The sequence below is a fragment of the Type-D symbiont of Plautia stali genome (genome assembly GCF_001485335.1).
GTDB lineage: Bacteria > Pseudomonadota > Gammaproteobacteria > Enterobacterales > Enterobacteriaceae > Pantoea > Pantoea vagans_C.
In genome coordinates this window covers 15,921-36,501 of sequence record NZ_BBOC01000012.1, presented here as the reverse complement: position 1 = coordinate 36,501, position 20,581 = coordinate 15,921, and the positions used below count along the sequence as shown (strand labels likewise).

Here is a 20,581-nt window from a genome sequence, read left to right as displayed (position 1 = left end):
CTTCCTCCGGGGAAATGCTCAGCGGTCGGTATCTCATTATTTTAGCAACAGTATTCAACCTCCAGCATCAGCACAAGATGCAAACCAAATATATTTTTGTTTTCACTAAAGAATGGCACGAAAAAGCCCCGAAAATCGGGGCTCAGATTTGTCAGCAAGGACACTTACCTAGCTTGCCAGCCTGGCTGGGAAAACGCGCCTCAAGGCAATAGCGATGGAAGGCGCGTTCATCCATTGGCGTCTGCCCAGGATGATGCTGGCGCATATGCTTCAGATAAGTTTGATAGTCATGAACGCCAACCATTAAGCGAAAACTTTGCTGTAATCCCTGCCAGATACGTTGCCAGCGATTAAGAGTTTGCCCAGCCGTCTCGGTTGCGATCGGTAAGCAGTGCTTGATATGCCAGACACCGACCGGTTTTCTCCAGCGAAAAATGGACTCAGACATTTCGCACCTCTTTACGCAGTGAGATTTCAGATTCGTGGGTGGTAGGCAGGTGGCTGCGCAACGCCCGGCGGATGACAAAGAAGGCGGCAATTAGCATGGTGACGGCCACCAGCATAAAGAAGCCGCACAGGGCCGCGTTAATCTGATTACTAAACACGATGGTTTGCATGTCGGCCACGGTTTTTGCCGGCGCGATGATCACACCTTCATCAATACCCTTACGGAACTTGTTGGCTTGGGCAAGGAAACCAATGGACGGCTTCTCATGGAAGATCTTCTGCCAGCCTGCCGTCATTGAGGTCACAAACAGCCACGCGGTTGGCAGAATTGTCACCCACGCGTAACGCTGTTTCTTCATTTTGAACAGCACCACTGTACCCAGAATCAATGCCATCGAGGCCAGCATCTGGTTGCCAATGCCAAACAGTGGCCACAGCGTGTTGATGCCGCCCAGCGGATCGACCACACCCTGATAAACAAAGAAGCCCCAGCCCGCCACGGCAACGGTGGTGCCCGCCATATTGCCCAGCCAGGAGCGGTTGTTAGCCATAGAAGGCACCACGGTACCCACCAGATCCTGCACCATAAAGCGGCAGGCACGCGTGCCGGCATCCACCGCCGTCAGGATAAACAGCGCCTCAAACAGGATGGCGAAGTGATACCAGAAGGCCATCATCACGCGGCTGTTAAACACTTCGGTGATGATGTGCGCCATGCCTACGGCAAAGGTGGGTGCGCCACCTGCACGGGACAACACGGTGGATTCCCCAACATCACGGGCAATGCCACTCAGCATTTCAGGCGTCACCACAAAGCCCCAGCCGTTAATCACCTGAGAAGCACTCTCCACGGTGGTGCCAATCAGCGCGGCAGGGGCGTTCATGGCGAAGTAAACGCCCGGATCAAGCACGGAGGCGCAAATCAACGCCATAATGGCCACGAACGACTCCATCAGCATTGCACCATAACCGATAAAACGGATATGGCTTTCGCGTTCCACCAGTTTCGGTGTCGTGCCGCTGGAGACCAGCGCATGGAAGCCGGAGATGGCTCCACAGGCGATGGTGATAAACAGGAACGGGAATAGCGCGCCAGAGAACACGGGGCCGCTGCCATCAATAAATTTGGTTACCGCCGGCATTTTCAGTTCTGGCATGGCAAACAAAATGCCCACCGCCAGACCGATGATCACGCCGATTTTCAGGAAGGTCGAGAGATAGTCACGCGGTGCCAGAAGCAGCCACACCGGCAGGGAAGAGGCGACGAAGCCGTAGATCACCAGCACCCACGTCAGTTCGGTCCCTTTCAGGGTGAACAGCGGTCCCCAGTAGGGATCGGCCGCCACATCACCACCGTAAATGATCGCCGCCATCATCAGCACAAAGCCAATGATCGAGACTTCAGCGATTTTGCCAGGGCGCAGATAGCGCATATAGACGCCCATAAACAGGGCAATCGGAATGGTCGCTGCGATGGTGAACAGTCCCCATGGGCTATTGGCCAAGGCTTTCACCACCACCAGCGCCAGCGCAGACAGGATGATAATCATCACGCCGAGCGCCCCCAGCATGGTGACTACACCAGCAAAAGATCCCAGTTCCTGACGCGCCATTTCACCTAATGAACGGCCATCACGGCGGGTAGAGATAAACAGAATCAGGAAGTCTTGCACCGCACCGGCCAGCATCACACCGACCAGAATCCAGATCGTGCCAGGTAAGAACCCCATTTGCGCCGCGAGGATCGGGCCAACCAGCGGGCCAGCACCGGCGATCGCTGCAAAGTGGTGACCAAACAGCACCCATTTGTTAGTAGGAACATAATCGAGGCCATCATTCAGGCGCTCCGCCGGCGTGCGGCGGCGGTCATCCAGTTCAAAAATACGTTCAGCAATAAACAGGCTGTAAAAGCGATAGGCAATGCTGTAGCAGGCTACGGAGGCAATAACCAGCCAGACGGCATTGACGTGCTCGCCGCGACTGAGTGCCAGCATGGCAAACGCACCAGCACCAATTAACGCCACCGCTAACCAGATCAATCCGGTTTTGACGTTGTTCATGTGTTAACTCCTTGTAGGGACCGGGAAAATAAGCGATCGGATACAACAAGTTAAAAGTAATGTAATGAATTGTTAACGAAAGGTAGTCGAATCAGAAGTGTGAAGCGGGAGGCAAATTTAACTTCAGATAAAACGGAGGAAGGGAAATGCGGGATAGCAGATGTTATCCCGCCAGCATTACTGCAATTCGAATTATTTTGGGTTTAGGCAGCAGGACGCGCCACGACACTGCGGGTTTCCATACGCACTTCGGCGATGGTCACATCGATAATGTCGGTCACGCGGTAGGCCACTTCGCCTTTGATCTGCACGGTGCCACTCTCTTGCGAGCACACCAGCTCATCACGCACCGCGTGAATGAACGGGGCAGGGATAAAGGCAACGGCACCATTTTCCAGCAGACGCACACGCATGCCACCACGAGAAACGTCGATAATCTCCGCGCTGAACTTGCGGTCAGTGCCAGCAGACGGCGCAAGGAAACGCGCATACAGCCAGTCACCGACATCACGCTCAGCCATGCGGTTCAGACGACGACGCTCACTCATAATGGTGGTGACGTCATCGTTAGGGCGCGCAATGCTCTCGCCTCGTACGATAGCTTTCAGCAGGCGATGGTTGATCATGTCGCCATACTTACGAATTGGCGAAGTCCAGGTCGCGTAGGCTTCGAGGCCAAGGCCAAAGTGTGGGCCCGGCTCGGTGCCGACTTCGGCAAAGCTCTGGAAGCGACGGATACGGCTGTCGAGGTATTGCGTTGGCTGTGCATCCAGTTCACGGCGCAGCTGGCGGAAACCGTCCAGCGTGGTGATCGCCTGAGGGTCAACGGTAATACCGTGACCTGCCAGCACGCCAGCGGCTTGCTCGGCATTCGCCAGGTCAAAACCGGTGTGCAGGTTGTAGATACCGAAGCCCAACTTCTCTTGCAGCATTTTTGCTGCACAGACGTTAGCCAGAATCATCGCCTCTTCTACGATGCGGTTGGCGATGCGGCGTGGTTCAGAGATGATATCCAGCACTTCGCCTTTCTCACCCAGAACGAAGCGGTAGTCAGGACGATCCTTGAACACCAGCGCATGGGTTTGACGCCACTCGCTGCGGGCCAGGCACACACGATGCAGCAGGCGGATCTGCTCAGCAATGGCGTCATTTTCCGGCTGCCAACTGCCGGTATTTTCCAGCCAGTCGGAGACTTCGTCATAAACCAGCTTGGCTTTAGATTCGATCCAGGCCGCGAAGAAGTGCACATCGTCAGCCAGGCTGCCGTCGGGAAGCACGGTAACTCGGCAAGCCAAGGCTGGGCGACGGACGTCAGGACGCAGTGAACAGACATTGTCAGACAGCTCACGCGGCAGCATGGGGATGTTGAAGCCCGGCAAATAGTTGGTAAAGGCACGCTTAGACGCGAGTTTATCCAGCTCACTGCCTTCTGCCACATAGGCAGTAGGATCGGCGATGGCGATAGTCAGTGACACGTTGCCGTCGGCGGTGGTTTCGACATACAGCGCATCATCCATATCTTCGGTGCTGGCGCTGTCGATGGTCACGAAGTTCAGTGCGGTCAGATCTTCACGCTGTAAATGTTCGTCGAGCATCTCACCGAAGGCCACTTTCGGCGCTTCGCGCTCCAGATTATGGCGCGACAGGGTGACCCACCACGGCGCAAGGTGATCGTCCGCAGTGACAATGAATTCAGTCAGTTCAGCATAAAAACCGCGATCGCCTTTCAGCGGGTGGCGACGCATTTCTGCCACAGCCCAGTCACCGTTCTGGAATTCATGCGTGACATCGCGCGCCGCGCGGCATTGAATCGCATCTTTCAACAGAGGATGGTCAGGGACAATCGACAGGCGGTCATCCTTCTTCTGGACGCGACCGACAAAGCGGGACAGGAACGGCTCGATCAGGGTTTCCGGCTCGGCACTCTCGCGATCTTTATCAGTGTGGATCACCGCTGAAATACGGTCACCGTGCATCACTTTTTTCATCTGCGGAGGAGGAATGAAGTAGCTTTTTTGGGCATCGACTTCAAGGAAGCCAAACCCTTTTTCCGTGCCTTTCACAACACCTTCGGCGCGCGGGGTTTGCGCGTGAAGCTTCTCTTTCAGCTGCGCGAGCAGCGGGTTATCCTGGAACATAATGTATTTAGTTTCGTGGCCTAAGAGCGGTGGACAGTTTTACGCGAATCAGGGGCGCGCGGCAAGGCCAAAACAGGCTAAAAAGCCGCTTTGCGCGGCTTTTTACCTTCTGATAACGCTGATGACTCAGGCGATACGCTGCGTAGGTACAGCGGCCGTTAACGCCAGTTTCACCGGCACCGATTTGGAGGTCGGTGTACCGCTGCCGTCACCATAGCTGGAAAGGGGCACCAGCGGATTGGTTTCCGGATAATAGGCCGCCAGGTTGCCACGCGGAATGTTATACGGCACCAGCTTGAAGCCGCTCACCCGGCGTGTCAGGCCATCGTTCCACAGGGTTTCAATGTCCACCAACTGACCTTCGCTGAAGCCCAGGGACGCCATATCATCCGGATGGATAAACACCACTTCACGTTGACCGTACACCCCACGATAACGGTCATCGAGGCCGTAAATGGTGGTGTTGTACTGGTCATGCGAGCGCAGTGTTTGCAGCGTGAACGGGACTTCCACATCGTTGCCCAATTGCGGGAACAACGAGGTCGGTAGGGCTGCCGCGCTAAACTCTGCCAGCTTAGTTGGCGTGTTGAATCGCATCTCAGCCGCGGCGCTTCCCAGATAGAAACCACCCGGAATATCACACTTGTTATTGAAATCCGCGAAGCCCGGAATGGTGGCACCGATATGGTCGCGGATCACATCATAGTTATCCGCCATGCCTAACCAGTCAATCTTGTCGCTGCCCAGCGTGGCATGTGCAATGCCGGCCACAATCGCGGTTTCAGAACGCTGTGTATCGGCCAGTGGAATCCCGACACCCTCAGATGCATGCACCATGCTGAAGGAGTCTTCAACGGTAATAAACTGGTTGCCGCTGGCCTGACGATCGCGTTCAGTACGGCCCAGCGTCGGCAGAATCAAACCTTCGTGGCCCGGTACTAAATGGCTTCGGTTCAGTTTGGTGCTGATGTGCACGGTCAGGCCGCAATGCTGTAGCGCTTCTTCTGTCACCGGAGAGTCCGGCGCCGCCGCAGCAAGATTACCGCCCAGTGCAATCAGCACTTTGACTTCATCACGCAGCATCGCGTTCAGGGCTTCAACGGTGTTGTGGCCGTGTTCACGTGGGGGTTCGAAATCGAAATGTGCGCCCAATGCATCAAGGAAAGGTTTGTTGGGCTTCTCATCGATGCCCATGGTGCGGTTACCCTGCACATTACTGTGACCACGAACCGGGCACAGACCGGCGCCTTTTTTGCCCAACTGACCAAACAGCAGTTGCAGGTTGGTAATTTCGCGTACTGTATCCACCGAGTGTTTATGCTGGGTGATGCCCATCGCCCAGGTGATGATCACGCGTTCAGCACTCTGATAAATCGCCGCTGCTTCGCGGATCTGCGCTTCACTCAGGCCAGATTGACGCACAATGTCATCCCAGCGCGTGTTATCCACCGCCGCAAGATAATGCTCAATGCCGTGGGTATTGGCATCAATAAAGGCCTGATCAAAGATACCCGGCTCACCTGCCGCCAGGCGCTCACGTTGTACTTCCAGCAGCGTTTTCACCATGCCGCGAATCGCCGCCATATCACCACCCAGATTGGGCTGGTAATAGGCAGAACTAATCGTGCCTGCCATTGAGGTGACCACTTCCAGTGGCTTTTGCGGATCGGCAAAACGCTCCAGTCCACGCTCACGCAGAGTGTTAAAGGTGACGATTTTGGCACCGTGATCGGCCGCATGACGCAGGCTGTGCAACATACGCGGATGGTTAGTGCCCGGGTTCTGCCCGAAGACAAAAATCGCATTAGCGTGATCAAAATCGTCCAAGCGGATGGTGCCTTTACCCACGCCAATACTGCGCTTCAGGCCGGTGCCGCTCGCTTCGTGGCACATGTTTGAGCAGTCCGGGAAGTTGTTGGTGCCCATCACGCGGCCGAACAGTTGATAGAGCCATGAGGCTTCATTGCTGGCGCGACCAGAGGTGTACAGCTCCATCTGATCGGGGTGATCCATCGCGTTGAGGTGTTTGGCAATCAACGCGAACGCATCATCCCAACCGATCGGTTCATAGTGATCGGTTTCGCTGTTATAGCGCATTGGGTGAGTGAGGCGGCCCTGATACTCAAGGAAGTAGTCGCTTTGCTGGTACAGGGTGCTGACACTGTGCTGAGCAAAAAATTCGGGCTCCACCACGCGACGCGTGGCTTCCCATGTGACCGCTTTGGCCCCGTTTTCACAAAAGCTAAAGGTGCTTTTGTTGTCGTCGCCCCATGCACAACCTGGGCAGTCAAAGCCACGCGCTTTGTTCATGCGCATCAGGTTACGCATGTTTTTCAGGGCAGCTTTACTATCAAGGACAAAACGAGTGGTTGCTTCCAAAGAGCCCCAACCGCCAGCAGCGGCACGATAAGGCTGAATTTTACGTTTAAATTTCATGGTCGTCGCAGGCTTATTGTTTATGAATTGTTATCAGAATATGACTTCTGTTGGAAAGAAGTGTGCGACTGACAGCAAAAGTTGTCTAATTGATTGGTTTAATGGTGCGATAGAGGCGGTTTATCGCGTTACCAGGCATTAAAGCGTGATGCAGTTCAAATTCTTCAGGCTGACAGCCGGCCGCTGTGACGTGAAATATTGATAACTGACTAATAATTGCTCTTTCAATCGAAGAAAGGGCGCGCACCATGAAGAATCTGGCCAGCCAAATCCATGCCTTCGGTAAAGCCTTAATGATGCCGATTTCCGTTATTGCCGCCGCAGGGATCTTTCTCGGGCTGGCAGCCGCCATGCAAAACCCGGCTGTCACCGGCGATGCGTTTGCAAACTTGCATGTACCTCAGTTGATCATCGGCTTTATTCGTAAAGTGGCTGCTGCGTTGTTTGCCAATCTGCCGGTTTTCTTTGCCGTCGCCAGCGCGATTGGCTTAGCCAAAGCAGAAAAACCCACGGCGGCCTTTGCCAGCGTGATTGGCTATATCGCGATGAATGTGGGTATCAATGCCACACTGGCCGCTAAAGGGTTGACTGCCGCCACCACCACACCGGAAGCGCTGCAGCAAGCGGGTATGGACCAGACCACGGCCATGATGACTTCCGCCGAGTACATCGACATGCTGGGGATATTCACCTATAACATGAGCGTGCTGGGCGGCGTGATTGCCGGGCTGATCACCGTGCTGTTGCATAACCGTTTCTATACTCAGCAACTGCCTACCGCGATCAGCTTTTTTGGCGGGAGGCGGTTTGTGCCCATCGTCACCATTATCGTGTTACCGCTGATTGGCGTGTTACTGGCGCTGATCTGGCCCACCCTTGGCGCTGGGATTGCGTGGGTAGGGCAGATGATTGGCAAGAGTGGCCAGTACGGTGCATTTCTGTTGGGCACCGGTGAGCGACTGCTGATCCCCACGGGGTTGCACCATATCCTCAATGAAACCGTGCGCTTCACGCCGATTGGCGGCATGGCAACGGTGGACGGGCAAACCATTGTGGGTGCGCTCAATATCTTCAATAGTTCCTTAACCCATCCTGGCGCCATCCCCGATGACACTGTCCGCAATGCCACTCAGTTTCTTGCACAGGGTAAAATTCCGGTGATGATGTTTGGCTTGCCCGCCGCAGCCCTGGCGATTTACCACACGGCGCGGCCAGAACATAAACAGCGCGTCAAAGCGCTGGTGTTGGCAGGCGCGCTGACATCATTTACCACCGGGATCACCGAGCCGCTGGAGTTCTGCTTTATCTTCGTTTCCCCTGTGCTTTACATCCTGCACGCACTGCTCACCGGCTTATCATTTATGTTGATGTCGATGCTGCATCTGATGATTGGTAACGTGCAGGGCGGCGCCATCGATTTGGTGGTATTCGGCATGCTGGGCGGTAGCAAAACGCACTGGTGGTGGACAGTGGTATTGGGCGTAATTTATGCACCGATCTATTACTACGGTTTCCGTTTTGTAATCACAAGGATGCGAGTGGAAACGCCGGGGCGTGAGTCGGATGAAGAACCACAAACCGCTCAGGTCACGGCAGATGAGCGCACTAAAGTGATCATCAGTGGGTTAGGCGGGCAGGGCAATATAGAGGACGTCGATTGCTGCTTTACCCGATTGCGTGTGCGGGTAAAGCAGATGAATGAAGTGGTTGATCAGACGCTGCTGACTACCGGGGCTAACGGCGTTAATCGCGTGAGCGAACATGATGTGCAGGTGATCTATGGCCCGCAGGTGGAAAAGATTGCCAGCGAGGTAAAAAGTGCCTTAGGCGTGGCATAAATATTTAGTTACCACGCTAATAATAAAATTCGCAATCATTGTTAAATCTCTATGGCGGAAATTTGCGAAGATGGCTTCGCCCCTTCAAGAGCTAAGCCATTGCGAGTGCCGGAGATAAGCGCCGGGTGGGGCAATAATTTATTCCAAGGCTGCCTCCCGGCGGCCTTTGTGCTTTTTAGCGCCTGAGTTTGCTACCATAGCGCGATCGTGTCTTCAGGGTGGATGAAAAAATCGACATCAAGCAATTGATTTACCTCTGTAATTTAGAGCGTGAACGCCATTTTGGCCGCGCGGCAGAAGCCAGTTTTGTCAGCCAACCGACGTTATCGATGCGGCTAAAAAATCTTGAGCGCGAGCTGGGCCTGTCGCTGATCAATCGCAGCAATAATTTCGACGGTTTCACGCCGGAAGGCGAACGGGTGCTGACTTGGGCGCGCGAGATTGTGTCGGTGTATCAGGGCCTGAAACTGGAAGTGGAATCACTGAAGCACGGTGTTAACGGTACGCTGCGTCTGGGTGTGATGCCGCAGTGCAGTGTGGCACTGCCCGCACTGTTAAAAGCCGTCGAGGCGCGTTATCCGCAGCTGGATTATCGCGTGGCGGCGATGAGTGCCGACCAACTACTGGAGGCATTAAACAGTCACACCGTCGATGGCGGTATCGGATTCTTTGAACTGACGTCACTGCGTGAACTGCATTTCCAGACCGCACTGTTGAAGGATCGCGGCGTCGAAGCGATTTTTTAACCCTGAGCATTTCCCGACACTGCTGGAACAGCAGACCCTTTCACTGAAGACACTGGCGGCGCAACCTCTGTGCCTTGCCGAACCCACGCGCTATTTTCGCCGCTACCTGGATGGACAGCTGCGAGAAACCGGGATCTTACCGCGTGTGATTGTCGAGAGTGCCTCGATTATGCAGTTGCTGCAGAGTGCGCAGGTGGGGCTGGGCGTGATGGTGTCGCCGTGCGATCACTTATTGCCGGAGATGTTGCAGAATCTGGCGCGCCGCCCGATTGAAATGGCTCCCATGGGACGCCAGGCCGCATTGGTGATTGCCGAGCCGGGCAGGGCATCGCCGCTGGCCCAGCATTTCTTTGATGAAGCGCGTCGACATCTGCCAGATTAACGTACTTCACCCAGCGCCATAAATACACGATCTTGCCAACTGGCGAAGGCCACCGCCAGCAGCAGGGTAAAAATGCGTTCGCTGCCCCATCCAGCATTCAACAAGGGCTGCAGATGCGCGGCACTGAAGCGCTCTGGCAAACGGACCAACTGCGCACTGACGTGAATCAGTGGGGTCGTTTCTCCCGCTTTATCGACGTCCTGTAACAGCAGATCGCGGTGATGGTGGACTCGTTGTGCAAACAAACGACGGCACCCGAGGACACGTGCACTCACCGCCTGCGCCAGAGACGCCTCTTCGCCAAAATGGTCGCCCAGGCGCTGTTGCAGGGTGGCCCAGCCGTACAGAACCTGCGCATCCTGTACCAACAACCAGACGGCATCCTCTAAATCCGCTATGCCCTGACAGAAGGTGACAGCAGCTAACTGTTCCGCACTGGCGTAACGCAGTTCGACCGGTTTCAACGCGTGTTGCCACGTCGAAGAAGAAGAAAACAGCACAGGGTCGGCATCAGGCGGCGGTGAAACGCCAGGGATCCAGCGCACTGGCAATCCCATCATTGCCTGCAAGGCGGCCACCACGCGCGCCTGATAGCTGACAAATCCGACCAACTGATTGAGCGTGACAATGTCCGGCTCGGTCAACCCGACCGCATCCAGAGCGCTGATGCTATTGGCATTAATCAAGGCCGGTTGCATCGCCAGTTGGCGCGCGTACTGAGTTATCTGCGTCAGGCGATTATTGCTCTCCCGTGAGGAGTCGGGGCCGGGTAAGGGATTCAAGCGTGCCGAGTAGTGGTTGCACAGCCGCTGCACACCAGCCACCTGCGCCACGGTCAGCGCGGTGCTGAGACGATCGTAAAGCGTTAAGGTGTGCGTCAGCGAGGTGTTCAGGGTGTCAGGAAACAGAATTTGGCTGAGATCGCGCGCGGCCAGTAAGGCAGGCTGGAAGCGACTCAGCAGCGGCTGTAACGCGCTGGCTTCTTGCTGCAGGCCCAATAAAAAGCGATCTTCAATGTAAGCGGCCTCGGGCACCAGGGGCGCGGTGGCATGGGATTGCGGGCGAGTCTGGCTTTCATAAAACCAGTGGTCATGGCCGGGAGAACGGCGTTGTTCCATGGTCATTCCTTGCGCAAAAAACGGACTTGGTTAACGACGAGCAAATCTGAAAAGCGCATCGCCACCAAAGGGCTAGCTTATCGTCGCTGAAGCACTGTCTGTGGCAAAAGAATGAAGGGGAATAACAAATAGCGGGTTGGTATAAGGCGAGGGTTGCAGGGGCGGCCATCAGGCCGCCCAAAAGCCCACAGTCGTGGGCTTCTACATTATTTCAGTTCCAGCTCGTTCATTGCGGCAATGCTGAAGCCGCCATCAACGTGTACCACTTCACCGGTGATACCACCCGCCAGGTCTGAACACAGGAAGGCCGCAGAGTTACCCACGTCTTCGATGGTGACAGTACGGCGAATTGGCGTAACCGCTTCACAGTGAGCCAGCATCTTACGGAAATCTTTGATGCCAGAGGCTGCCAGGGTACGGATTGGACCCGCAGACACGGCGTTGACACGCGTACCTTCAGGACCCATTGCGTTCGCCATGTAGCGTACGTTTGCTTCCAGAGACGCTTTCGCCAGACCCATTACGTTGTAGTTCGGGATAGCGCGCTCTGCACCCAGGTAAGACAGGGTCAGCAGGGCTGAATTCGGGTTCAGCATCGCACGGCACTCTTTCGCCATCGCAACAAAGCTGTAGGCAGAGATGTCGTGAGCGATTTTGAAGCCTTCACGGGTCACGGCGTTCACGTAGTCACCATCTAACTGGTCGCCAGGGGCGAAACCAATTGAGTGAACGAAACCGTCAAATTTTGGCCAGGTTTTTGCCAGTTCGGTGAACAGCGCAGTGATGCTCTCGTCTTCTGCCACATCGCATGGCAAAACAATGTCAGAACCCAAATCTTTAGCGAACTCTTCCACACGACTTTTCAATTTGTCGTTCTGGTAGGTGAAAGCCAGTTCTGCGCCCTGTTTGTGCATCGCCTGTGCAATACCGTAGGCGATGGAGAGTTTACTGGCAACGCCAGTAATCAGAATGCGCTTACCGGAAAGAAAACCCATAGCTGTAATCCTTATGGTCATTGTTGTTGGCGGTCGCAATGGTTAAAAAGTGGGCGACCGACGTTAATCGACGTGCGGATTCTAGCACGTCTCTGTCAATTGCGGTAAACCGCACCGCGTTTTCCGCGATGCGCTGAACAATCAGCGTACTTTGCGCCAGGCTTCAGCGGTCAGTGCTTCACCAAAATGGCTGGTAATAAGACGTTTGGTGAGGTCGTGCAACGGGGAAGCCAACACATCGGCCGTGCCGCCGCGTTCCACCACTTCTCCCTGATGCATCACCAGCACCTGGTCGCTAATGTGCTTCATCATGCCGAGATGCTGCGTCACATAAATATAGGCGATACCATGCTTCTCCTGCAGTTCCAGCATCAGATTCACCAGTTGTGATCGCATGGTCATATCCAGCGAGGCGAGGGCCTCATCCGCCACGATGACTTTCGGCTGTAAAATCAACGCACGCGCCAGTGCCAGACGCTGTTTCTGACCGGGGGCCAGCATGTGCGGATAGTAACCGGCATGATCGCGCAACAAACCCACCTGACGTAACGTGGCGATAATGCGTTTTTCGCGCTCCTCATCATCTAACTCGGTGTTGAGGCGCAGCGGGAAATCGAGGATCTGGCTGACGCGCTGACGCGGATTCAGTGACGTAGACGGGTCCTGAAAAATCATGCGGATGCGTTGGCTGCGATAGCCGTAATCACCGTACTCCAGCGGATGGTCGTCGATCAGCATCTCGCCATCCGTGGGTTCGATCATGCCGCTCAGCATCTTAGCCAGCGTAGATTTGCCCGAGCCATTCTCGCCAATCACCGCCAGCGTCTGCTTCTCACGCAGGGTAAAACTCACCCCTTTTACCGCTTCAACATGTTGGCGACGAAACAGCCCGGTACGGTAGCGATAGGTTTTGCTCAGGTTACGCACTTCCAGCAGGGTTTCCATACTTACTGACCCTCGATATTTAACGGGAAGTGGCAAGCGAACAGATGCGCTTTATTGCCGCTCAGGCGCGGTGTCTCGATACATTTGCGCTGCGCATAGGGGCAGCGCGGACCAAGACGGCAGCCAATCGGCAAGTGTTCCAGTGACGGAATGGCGCCGGACAGCGTATTAAGTCGACTTTTATGCGGTAAGGCGCTGCCAAAATCGGGCATCGCGCGGATCAGCGCCTGGGTGTAAGGATGGTGTGGTGTATCCATTAAGTCTTCGCTTTGCGCGGTTTCCACGGTCTGACCGCAATACATCACATTAATGCGATCTGCCCATTGGCTCATGGTGCGCAGATCGTGGCTGATCAGCAAAATGGTGGTGTTGTTGTTCTGATTCAGTCGGCTCAGCAAGCGGAAAATTTGTGCTTGCGTGGTCGGCTCCATGGCATTGGTCGGTTCATCGGCGATCAACAAGCGAGGCTGATTGGCCAGCGCGATAGCGATCATTACCTTCTGGCATTCGCCTTCGGTCAGTTCGTACGGGAAACTGCGCATGATGTCTTTGTGATCTTTGATCCCCACGCGGTGCAGCAGTTCGATAGCACGCGCTTTGCGCCAGAACCACAAACGCTGATACCAATGGCCTTTGAAGGTCCAGCGTGGTATTGCCTGCATCAACTGACGACCAATGCTCTCTGAAGGATCCAGACAAGACTGCGGCTCCTGAAAAATCATCGACACGTTGTGCCCGACAATGCGGCGACGCTCGCGAGGCGATAAGCGCAGCAAGTCGATATCGTCAAACACCATGCGGTCCGCAGTGACGCGCCAGTTATCTTTGGTCACGCCGCAAATGGCTTTCGCAATCAGACTCTTGCCTGAACCCGACTCACCCACCAGCCCGCGGACTTCCCCCTCGCTGAGCGTGAGATTGATGCGATCCACCGCTTTCACCGGGCCTTCGGAGGTCATGAATTCGATGGTGAGGTTACGAATATCAAGTAACGGCATTATTCAGCTCCCGCTTCTACGGCACGACGGACGCCATCGCCCAGCAGGTTAACGATTAATACACTGACCATCAGCGCTACACCGGGCAGCATCACTGTCCAGGGGGCGACATAAATCAGCTCCAGGGCGTCACCCAACATCGCGCCCCATTCGGGCGAGGGCAGTTGTGCACCCAGATCGAGAAAACCGAGCGCTGCGATATCCAGAATCGCCATCGACAGCGAACGGGTAAATTCGCTGACCAGCAGCGGTAACACATTCGGCAGCACTGCGTTCCACAGAATATTCAGATTACGCGCGCCATCAAGACGCAGTGCCACCACATACTCTTTCTCCATTTCATTATGGACGGCAGTGTAAATCTCGCGCACCAGGCGCGGGATAATCGCCAGAAACACCGCCAGCATCGCGTGTTCCAGGCGGGGCCCAAGAAAGGCCACCACGATAATCGCCAGCAGCAGAGAAGGAATCGAGAGCAGGGTATCCAGCACGTGGTTCATTACCGCCGAGCGCAGGCCGTGCGTAATACCGGCCAGCACACCCAACACCAGCGCACATACCGCAGCCAGCACCGTCACTAAAATGGCGGAGCCCACGGTTGGCGCGACGCCGCTCAACAAGCGGCTCAGCACATCACGACCCAGGTCATCGGTGCCGAGGAAGAAAGACACATCGCCGTAGCGTGACCAGGAGGGCGGTAGCAGCTGATAGCCAAGGAACTGCTGGTCGATGCCATAAGGTGCCAGTAAGCCACCAAACAGGCACAGGAACAGCAGGATACCGAAACCGTATAGCCCGATCATGCCGCTGGTGTCGCGGTATAATCGCTGCCAGAACAGACGGAATGGGCTGGGCAGGCGCTCTTCAGCGTAGATATCATCGTAAGGCATACCATTCCTTGTGTTTCAACGGATTGAGTGCCGCACCGAGAATATCGGACAGGACGCTAACCAGAATCACTAAACCGCCGACCACCATCACCCCGGCCGAAATAGCGGCATAATCTTGCTGGCGAATCGCGTTAATCAACCAGCGGCCGATGCCCGGCCAGTTAAACACCACTTCAGTAATCATCGCTAGCGTCAACATGGTAGAGAACTGCAAACCGAGGCGCGGGATCACCGGCGGCAGCGCATTGTGCAGCACATGTCGGCGGATCACCGTGAAGCGCGAAAGTCCGCGCGTCGCTGCTGCTTTCACATAGTTTTTATCCATCACGTCACTGGTACTGCTGCGCAGCAGTCGAATCACTTCGGTGGTGGGGGCAACTGCCAGCACGATGACGGGCAAAATCATGTGTGTCAGTGCACTCATCAACATCTCATGGCGCCATGGCGACGGGCTTAACCAGGCATCGATCAGCGCAAAGCCGGTGATGTTCTGCACCGGATAGAGCAGGTCAAAGCGCCCGGAAACCGGCAGCCAGCCGAGCGTCAGGGAAAAGAACAGGGTAAACAGCAGCGCCAGCCAGAAAATCGGCATGGAAAAACCGAGCAGGGCTAATGCGCTGATGGCTTTGTCCTGCCATTTTTTACGCATCACGCCGGCGCAAATGCCAAGGGGAATGCCCACCAGCAAGGCCAACATAAAGGCCAGCACGCACAGCTCAAGCGTTGCAGGGAACACTTCGCGCAATTGCACATCAATCGGCTGACCGTTAGTGCTGGAAACGCCAAAATCGAACTGCAGCAATCCTTTAAACCAGAACCACCAGGCATCAAATAGCGATGCGCCCTCCAGTGGGGCATTGGGGGTGAAATAGCTCAGGCTAAAGCTCACCAGCGACAGCAGAAATAGCGTTATCAGGAGCAACAGTAAACGACGCAATACGTAGATAATCATGCTTACTCCTCGCTGCTCTCATCACGGTAAACCCCAGCAAAGGAGGCGTTACCAAATGGACTCAGCACTAACCCCTTAATGTCGTGGCGATAGGCTTGTAAGCGCAGCGACGACGCCAGCGGCAAGACCGGTAACTCCTGCGCGAGAATCTGTTGCGCCTGGTCGTAACTGTCAATACGCGCAGAGAGCTGTTGCGATAACAACGCATGTTGCAGCGCCTCGTCGAAAGCGGGCGAGCACCAGTGCGCGTAGTTAGTCTGTGACCGGATCGCCGCGCAGCTCAATAGCGGGCGGAAGAAGCTGTCTGGATCGTTACTGTCGGTGGCCCAGCCCGTCAGGGTTAAGTCATGGTTCATCGCCATCAACTGCGCCTCCTGGAAGCGACCCTCGACGGGCGCAATGGTGACACGCACGCCAACCTGCGCCAAATCCGCCTGAAGCAGTTCAGCCGTTTTCAACGGGCTGGGGTTCCAGGATTGCGAGGTGGTGGGCACCACCAAACGTAAATGCAGATCTTCCAGCCCGAGGGCTTTTAGCTCTTCACGGGCTTTGGCGGGGTTGTACTCGGTGACGCGAGCATCGTTGTCATAAGCCCAGGAAGCACGCGGTAAAATCGACGCGGCGGTTTCTGCCGTACCGTAATAGATCGACTCCATCAAACGTTCATTGTTGATGGCCAACGCCAGCGCGTGACGCACTTCGGGGCGATCCAGTGGCGGTTTGCGAGTGTTAAACGCCAGATACGCAATGTTCATCCCGGGGCGTAAGGTCATGCGCAAACGCGGGTCGTCGCGCAAAATCGACAGCTGGCTGGCGGCGGGGTAAGCCAGCACGTCGCATTCACCGGTTAACAGTTTCGACAGACGTCCGGTGCCACCAACGCCCAGATCGATTACCACTTGCTGCAAGCGCGGGACGCCTTTCCAGTACTGTGGATTACGCGCCAGCCGCAAGTATTGCCCGGTACGATATTCGCTTAACTGGAACGGGCCGGTGCCGACCGGTTCACGATCCAACTGCTCCTGCTGGCCTTTGGCCGTGAGTGTGTCAGCATACTCTTGTGACAATATCGGGGCGTAATGCGTCGCGATGTGCCACAGGAAAGAGGCATCAGGGCTGTTTAATCGGATTTCAACGGTATCGTTATCCAGCTTTTTCACACTCTGCACCGAGTCGGAAAACTGCAAACTGTCGAAATAGGGATAGCTGCCGCCGTTAACGTTGTGCCACGGGTGCTGGCGATCGAACATGCGTGCAAAACTGAACACCACATCGTCGGCATTCATTTTACGCGTGGGTTTAAACCAGTTGGTGTGCTGGAATGACACGTCTTTACGCAGGTGGAAACGGTAGGTCGCGCCGTTATCGCGCACTTCCCAGCTCTGCGCCAGGTCGGGAATTAAGCGATAGGTGTAGGGATCAACATCCAGCAGCCGATCATAGAGTTGGGCAGCCAGCGTATCGACCACCAGGCCACTGCTGACCATCTGCGGATTAAAGGTATTCACGGTGCCGTTAACGCAATAAACAAAGCCGCTGTTGCGGATGTTATCGGTTGGCGCAGCCAGCGCAGACGCACTCATTACGCTGAGACTGAGCAGCAGCGAAGACAATAATTTTGGCATAGAACTCAACGATTCTGAGGCAATAGCGTGAGTGTATCGCAAACGTCACGCACTCCCCAAATTCACGATGCAACTGCGCTCTTTTTCGCCAAGATGAGCACGAGATAATCACACCGTTAGTGTGGAAATGAGAAAAATTCTCAATTAGGGCTTTACAGATGATAATAAGAATGATTATTATTCTTCTGCGCTTCGACGGTGGCTCTACCGAAGAAGAGCACGACATTGCTCACATTGCTTCCAGTATTAAGTTGCCCGTACTTTATAGTGCGGGCTTTTTTTTGTGTGACGTTTTTCCCGTCATCTTTTATTCGGCTGCTGCGTTGGCTGCGCACGCCAACCCCAGTCACATACTGGTGTATGCTCCTGGGGATTGGCGCACTTGCCGCCTTGCATCCGCATAAAAGCTATAGGGAAAAACGCCACACACCTGTGCGGTTGGTTAAACCTTAATTTGTGGCTTGTGGCTTGTGGCTTGTGGGTTTGGTGTTCAGGCCGCCCGTCGCCGGGCGTGCTCCTGCCACATAATCGCGCGCTTTTGCTTTTAGACCTCATCTCTGGCCTGAATCCCATGCTTCTTCATCATGGCGCGCAACTGATGATAGGTCACCCGTAATAGCTCGGCGGCGCGGCGCTGGTTGAATTTCGCCTGCTGCAAACTGGCTTCCACTAACTCACGCTCCTGCTGGTTTTGCCATTGACGTAAATCGAGTGGCAGGGCGGGTAATGTGCTGGCAACCGGGACTGCAATGCTTTCCGGCGGCGCGCTGCGTGGGGCAAAGGGGTTAATGATGATGTTATCCAACTGCTCATCAACGCTGTGATGGCGATACACCGAACGCTCGACCACATTCTTTAACTCACGCACATTACCTGGCCAACTGTGATTAAGCAGCGTCTGCTGCGCGGCTTCGCTGAATCCGGGGAACAGCGGCAGGCCAAGTTCCCGGCACATCTGAATGGCAAAATGCTCGGCCATCACCAATATATCGCTACGGCGTTCGCGTAAGGGCGGAAGCTGAACCACGTCAAAAGCCAAACGGTCCAGCAGGTCTGCACGGAATTTTCCGGCGGCGGCAAGCGCGGGCAAATCTTCGTTGGTGGCGCACACCAGACGCACATTCACCTGCAACGATTGATTCCCGCCGACGCGTTCCAGCTGCCCGTATTCGATCACGCGCAATAGCTTCTCTTGCACCAGCATCGGGGCGGTGGCGAGCTCATCGAGAAACAGGGTACCCGCATCGGCACGTTCAAAGCGGCCCAAATGCCGTTTTTGTGCCCCGGTAAACGCGCCCGCCTCATGCCCAAACAGTTCGGAATCCAACAGATTTTCATTCAAGGCGGCGCAGTTAAGAGAGATGAACGGGCCTTGCCAGCGATCGGAAAGGTAGTGCAGACGGCTGGCAATCAGCTCTTTACCGGTACCGCGTTCGCCAATCACCAGCACCGGTTTTTCCAGCGGTGCCAAACGAGAGACCTGCTCAAGCACTTCCAGAAAATTGTTTGATTCGCCCAACAGGTTATCGTTGCCATTTGCCATGATGAATTTCGCCACACGTTAATCAATTTCACTACCTTAATCGATGACCAGACAGATGTAAAATATGCAAACTACGTTAAATCAATAAGTTAAAAGTTGGCACGCACTTTGTATTAGGAAACCCTGTACGAAACAATCACACGACACATTGAGGAACATCATTATGGGTATTTTTCTCGTTTCGCCGACATCGTGAACGCCAACATCAATTCCCTGCTGGAGCGCGCCGAAGATCCGCAGAAACTGGTACGCCTGATGATTCAGGAAATGGAAGACACGCTGGTGGAAGTTCGCTCCACCTCTGCCCGCGCGCTGGCAGAAAAGAAACAGCTTTCACGTCGCATTGAGCAGGCTGAAATTCAGCAGGCTGAATGGCAGGAAAAAGCCGAACTGGCCATCAATAAAGGCAAAGAAGATCTCGCGCGTGCTGCCTTGATCGAAAAACAGAAACTGACCGACCTGATTGCCTCATTGCAGCAGGAAGCCGTTCAGGTTGAAGAAACGCTCGAACGCATGAAGGGTGAAATCGGTGAGCTGGAGAAAAAACTCACTGAAACCCGTGCCCGTCAGCAGGCATTGACGCTGCGTCATCAGGCGGCTTCTTCATCGCGTGACGTACGTCGTCAGCTCGACAGCGGCAAGCTGGATGATGCCATGGCTCGCTTCGAATCGTTTGAACGCCGTATCGATCACATGGAAGCAGAGGCGGAAAGCCAGCGTTTCGGCAAGCCTAAAGGCTTAGATCAGGAATTCGCCGAGCTGAAAGCGGATGATGAGATCAGCCAGCAGTTGGCTGCGCTGAAAGCCAAAATGAACCGCAGCGAGTGATCAAGACGGGCCTGTTAGCGGGCCCGTGGATAAAGGTGTACCTGAAAAAGGAAAATCAATGAGCGCACTATTCCTGGCCATCCCCTTAACGATCTTCGTGCTGTTTGTGGCACCGATCTGGTTATGGCTGCATTACAGCAACAAACGCAACGGTGGCGCGGAACTGTCATCTGGCGATATGCAGCGTCTGCAACAGCTGACGCAAGATGCGCGCCGTATGCGCGAACGTGTTGAAGCCCTGGAAGCGATTCTCGATGCAGAGCATCCGAACTGGAGGCAACCATGATGAATGGCCGCAAGCTGTGGCGCATCCCGCAGCAGGGAAAAATCCGTGGTGTGTGCGCGGGACTGGCGGAGTATCTCGATATTCCCGTACGCCTGCTGCGCGTGATTGTGGTGTTGTCGCTGTTTTTCGGGCTGTTCATGTTCACGGTGGTGGCCTATTTCATTCTTGGCTTCGTCCTGGATGAGAAGCCGGAGGATGCGCCCGATCAACGTACGCCCACGGCGCGTGACATGCTGGATGAATTAGAGACCAGCTTACACCGTGACGAGCGCAACGTGCGGGATATTGAACGCTACGTCACCTCTGAAACCTTCAGTGTGCGCAGTCGTTTCCGTCAAATCTGATTTTCTTCCC

The 20,581-nt window shown here is 55.0% G+C and carries 17 protein-coding genes and 1 pseudogene; 6 read left to right on the top strand and 12 right to left on the bottom strand.

Annotated elements, in window-relative coordinates; all coding sequences use genetic code 11:
• Positions 1-151: 151 nt before the first annotated feature.
• The 4 genes from PSSD_RS26445 to PSSD_RS05850 form a co-directional block, all read right to left on the bottom strand.
• Positions 152-448: a YbdD/YjiX family protein gene (locus PSSD_RS26445; protein ID WP_071885739.1), complete on the bottom strand. Its 297-nt coding sequence runs from the start codon at positions 446-448 to the stop codon at positions 152-154.
• A complete protein-coding gene (locus PSSD_RS05860) occupies positions 441-2,507 on the bottom strand; it encodes a carbon starvation CstA family protein (protein ID WP_039334732.1) in 2,067 nt (688 codons plus the stop codon). Before PSSD_RS05860 ends, PSSD_RS26445 begins: the two co-directional genes overlap by 8 nt.
• A gap of 203 nt (positions 2,508-2,710) precedes the next feature.
• The gene (locus tag PSSD_RS05855; protein ID WP_058969926.1) at positions 2,711-4,645 is read right to left on the bottom strand and encodes an exoribonuclease II; all 1,935 of its coding nucleotides are present in this window, start codon (positions 4,643-4,645) and stop codon (positions 2,711-2,713) included.
• 126 nt (positions 4,646-4,771) lie between these two features.
• Complete coding sequence (locus PSSD_RS05850) at positions 4,772-7,081, bottom strand: FdhF/YdeP family oxidoreductase (protein ID WP_039336694.1); 2,310 nt, start codon at positions 7,079-7,081, stop codon at positions 4,772-4,774.
• A gap of 248 nt (positions 7,082-7,329) precedes the next feature.
• Between PSSD_RS05850 and PSSD_RS05845 the strand changes: the two genes are divergently transcribed.
• Together PSSD_RS05845 and PSSD_RS05840 are read left to right on the top strand one after the other, a co-directional pair.
• Positions 7,330-8,919 carry a PTS transporter subunit EIIC gene (locus PSSD_RS05845; protein ID WP_058969925.1) on the top strand — a complete coding sequence of 530 codons (1,590 nt, stop codon included), beginning with the start codon at positions 7,330-7,332 and terminating at the stop codon, positions 8,917-8,919.
• Positions 8,920-9,149: 230 nt separating this feature from the next.
• Positions 9,150-10,047 (top strand): annotated as a pseudogene (locus PSSD_RS05840) (LysR family transcriptional regulator).
• Here PSSD_RS05840 and PSSD_RS05835 read toward each other — a convergent pair.
• The 7 genes from PSSD_RS05835 to sapA all read right to left on the bottom strand — a co-directional run bounded on the left by PSSD_RS05835 (position 10,044) and on the right by sapA (position 17,570).
• Positions 10,044-11,165, bottom strand: a complete 1,122-nt coding sequence (locus PSSD_RS05835) for a CMD domain-containing protein (RefSeq protein WP_058969924.1) — start codon at positions 11,163-11,165, stop codon at positions 10,044-10,046. The pseudogene PSSD_RS05840 and the gene PSSD_RS05835 overlap by 4 nt on opposite strands.
• A 206-nt stretch (positions 11,166-11,371) precedes the next feature.
• Entirely contained in the window at positions 11,372-12,160 is a 789-nt protein-coding gene (fabI, locus tag PSSD_RS05830; protein ID WP_007892455.1) for an enoyl-ACP reductase FabI, read from the bottom strand.
• A gap of 141 nt (positions 12,161-12,301) precedes the next feature.
• On the bottom strand, positions 12,302-13,105 hold the full coding sequence (sapF, locus tag PSSD_RS05825) for a putrescine export ABC transporter ATP-binding protein SapF (RefSeq protein WP_039336688.1): 804 nt from the start codon (positions 13,103-13,105) through the stop codon (positions 12,302-12,304).
• Positions 13,106-13,107: 2 nt separating this feature from the next.
• Positions 13,108-14,103, bottom strand: coding sequence for a putrescine export ABC transporter ATP-binding protein SapD (sapD, locus tag PSSD_RS05820; RefSeq protein WP_058969923.1), 996 nt, complete (start codon positions 14,101-14,103; stop codon positions 13,108-13,110).
• Positions 14,103-14,993, bottom strand: coding sequence for a putrescine export ABC transporter permease SapC (sapC, locus tag PSSD_RS05815; RefSeq protein WP_058969922.1), 891 nt, complete (start codon positions 14,991-14,993; stop codon positions 14,103-14,105). Before sapC ends, sapD begins: the two co-directional genes overlap by 1 nt.
• On the bottom strand, positions 14,980-15,945 hold the full coding sequence (sapB, locus tag PSSD_RS05810; protein WP_058969921.1) for a putrescine export ABC transporter permease SapB: 966 nt from the start codon (positions 15,943-15,945) through the stop codon (positions 14,980-14,982). Before sapB ends, sapC begins: the two co-directional genes overlap by 14 nt.
• A gap of 2 nt (positions 15,946-15,947) precedes the next feature.
• Entirely contained in the window at positions 15,948-17,570 is a 1,623-nt protein-coding gene (gene sapA / locus PSSD_RS05805) for an ABC transporter substrate-binding protein SapA (RefSeq protein WP_058969920.1), read from the bottom strand.
• Between the two features lie 170 nt (positions 17,571-17,740).
• Here sapA and PSSD_RS05800 point away from each other — a divergent pair, with 170 nt between their 5' ends.
• Positions 17,741-17,974, top strand: a complete 234-nt coding sequence (locus tag PSSD_RS05800) for a hypothetical protein (protein WP_167347658.1) — start codon at positions 17,741-17,743, stop codon at positions 17,972-17,974.
• 140 nt (positions 17,975-18,114) lie between these two features.
• Here PSSD_RS05800 and pspF read toward each other — a convergent pair whose 3' ends face one another.
• The gene (gene pspF, locus PSSD_RS05795; protein WP_058969948.1) at positions 18,115-19,113 is read right to left on the bottom strand and encodes a phage shock protein operon transcriptional activator; all 999 of its coding nucleotides are present in this window, start codon (positions 19,111-19,113) and stop codon (positions 18,115-18,117) included.
• A 147-nt stretch (positions 19,114-19,260) separates the two neighbouring features.
• Here pspF and pspA point away from each other — a divergent pair, with 147 nt between their 5' ends.
• The 3 genes from pspA to pspC are packed head-to-tail and all read left to right on the top strand — an operon-like array spanning position 19,261 to position 20,571.
• Positions 19,261-19,941 (top strand): phage shock protein PspA, encoded by a 681-nt coding sequence (pspA, locus tag PSSD_RS05790; RefSeq protein ID WP_058969919.1) that lies wholly within the window; start codon positions 19,261-19,263, stop codon positions 19,939-19,941.
• Positions 19,942-19,999: 58 nt separating this feature from the next.
• Positions 20,000-20,227, top strand: a complete 228-nt coding sequence (gene pspB, locus PSSD_RS05785; protein ID WP_034821383.1) for an envelope stress response membrane protein PspB — start codon at positions 20,000-20,002, stop codon at positions 20,225-20,227.
• A complete protein-coding gene (gene pspC / locus PSSD_RS05780) occupies positions 20,224-20,571 on the top strand; it encodes an envelope stress response membrane protein PspC (protein ID WP_039333497.1) in 348 nt (115 codons plus the stop codon). Before pspB ends, pspC begins: the two co-directional genes overlap by 4 nt.
• Positions 20,572-20,581 lie beyond the last annotated feature (10 nt).

What these genes read in the sequence shown, in the direction of transcription:
- PSSD_RS05845 (WP_058969925.1), top strand. Translation starts at nt 7,330, where the DNA reads ATGAAGAATCTGGCCAGCCAAATCCATGCCTTCGGTAAAGCCTTAATG.
- sapF (WP_039336688.1), bottom strand. Translation starts at nt 13,105, where the DNA reads ATGGAAACCCTGCTGGAAGTGCGTAACCTGAGCAAAACCTATCGCTAC.
- fabI (WP_007892455.1), bottom strand. Translation starts at nt 12,160, where the DNA reads ATGGGTTTTCTTTCCGGTAAGCGCATTCTGATTACTGGCGTTGCCAGT.
- sapC (WP_058969922.1), bottom strand. Translation starts at nt 14,993, where the DNA reads ATGCCTTACGATGATATCTACGCTGAAGAGCGCCTGCCCAGCCCATTC.
- PSSD_RS05860 (WP_039334732.1), bottom strand. Translation starts at nt 2,507, where the DNA reads ATGAACAACGTCAAAACCGGATTGATCTGGTTAGCGGTGGCGTTAATT.
- sapB (WP_058969921.1), bottom strand. Translation starts at nt 15,945, where the DNA reads ATGATTATCTACGTATTGCGTCGTTTACTGTTGCTCCTGATAACGCTA.
- pspF (WP_058969948.1), bottom strand. Translation starts at nt 19,113, where the DNA reads ATGGCAAATGGCAACGATAACCTGTTGGGCGAATCAAACAATTTTCTG.
- sapA (WP_058969920.1), bottom strand. Translation starts at nt 17,570, where the DNA reads ATGCCAAAATTATTGTCTTCGCTGCTGCTCAGTCTCAGCGTAATGAGT.
- sapD (WP_058969923.1), bottom strand. Translation starts at nt 14,103, where the DNA reads ATGCCGTTACTTGATATTCGTAACCTCACCATCGAATTCATGACCTCC.
- PSSD_RS26445 (WP_071885739.1), bottom strand. Translation starts at nt 448, where the DNA reads ATGTCTGAGTCCATTTTTCGCTGGAGAAAACCGGTCGGTGTCTGGCAT.
- pspC (WP_039333497.1), top strand. Translation starts at nt 20,224, where the DNA reads ATGATGAATGGCCGCAAGCTGTGGCGCATCCCGCAGCAGGGAAAAATC.
- pspB (WP_034821383.1), top strand. Translation starts at nt 20,000, where the DNA reads ATGAGCGCACTATTCCTGGCCATCCCCTTAACGATCTTCGTGCTGTTT.
- PSSD_RS05835 (WP_058969924.1), bottom strand. Translation starts at nt 11,165, where the DNA reads ATGGAACAACGCCGTTCTCCCGGCCATGACCACTGGTTTTATGAAAGC.
- PSSD_RS05855 (WP_058969926.1), bottom strand. Translation starts at nt 4,645, where the DNA reads ATGTTCCAGGATAACCCGCTGCTCGCGCAGCTGAAAGAGAAGCTTCAC.
- PSSD_RS05850 (WP_039336694.1), bottom strand. Translation starts at nt 7,081, where the DNA reads ATGAAATTTAAACGTAAAATTCAGCCTTATCGTGCCGCTGCTGGCGGT.
- PSSD_RS05800 (WP_167347658.1), top strand. Translation starts at nt 17,741, where the DNA reads ATGATTATTATTCTTCTGCGCTTCGACGGTGGCTCTACCGAAGAAGAG.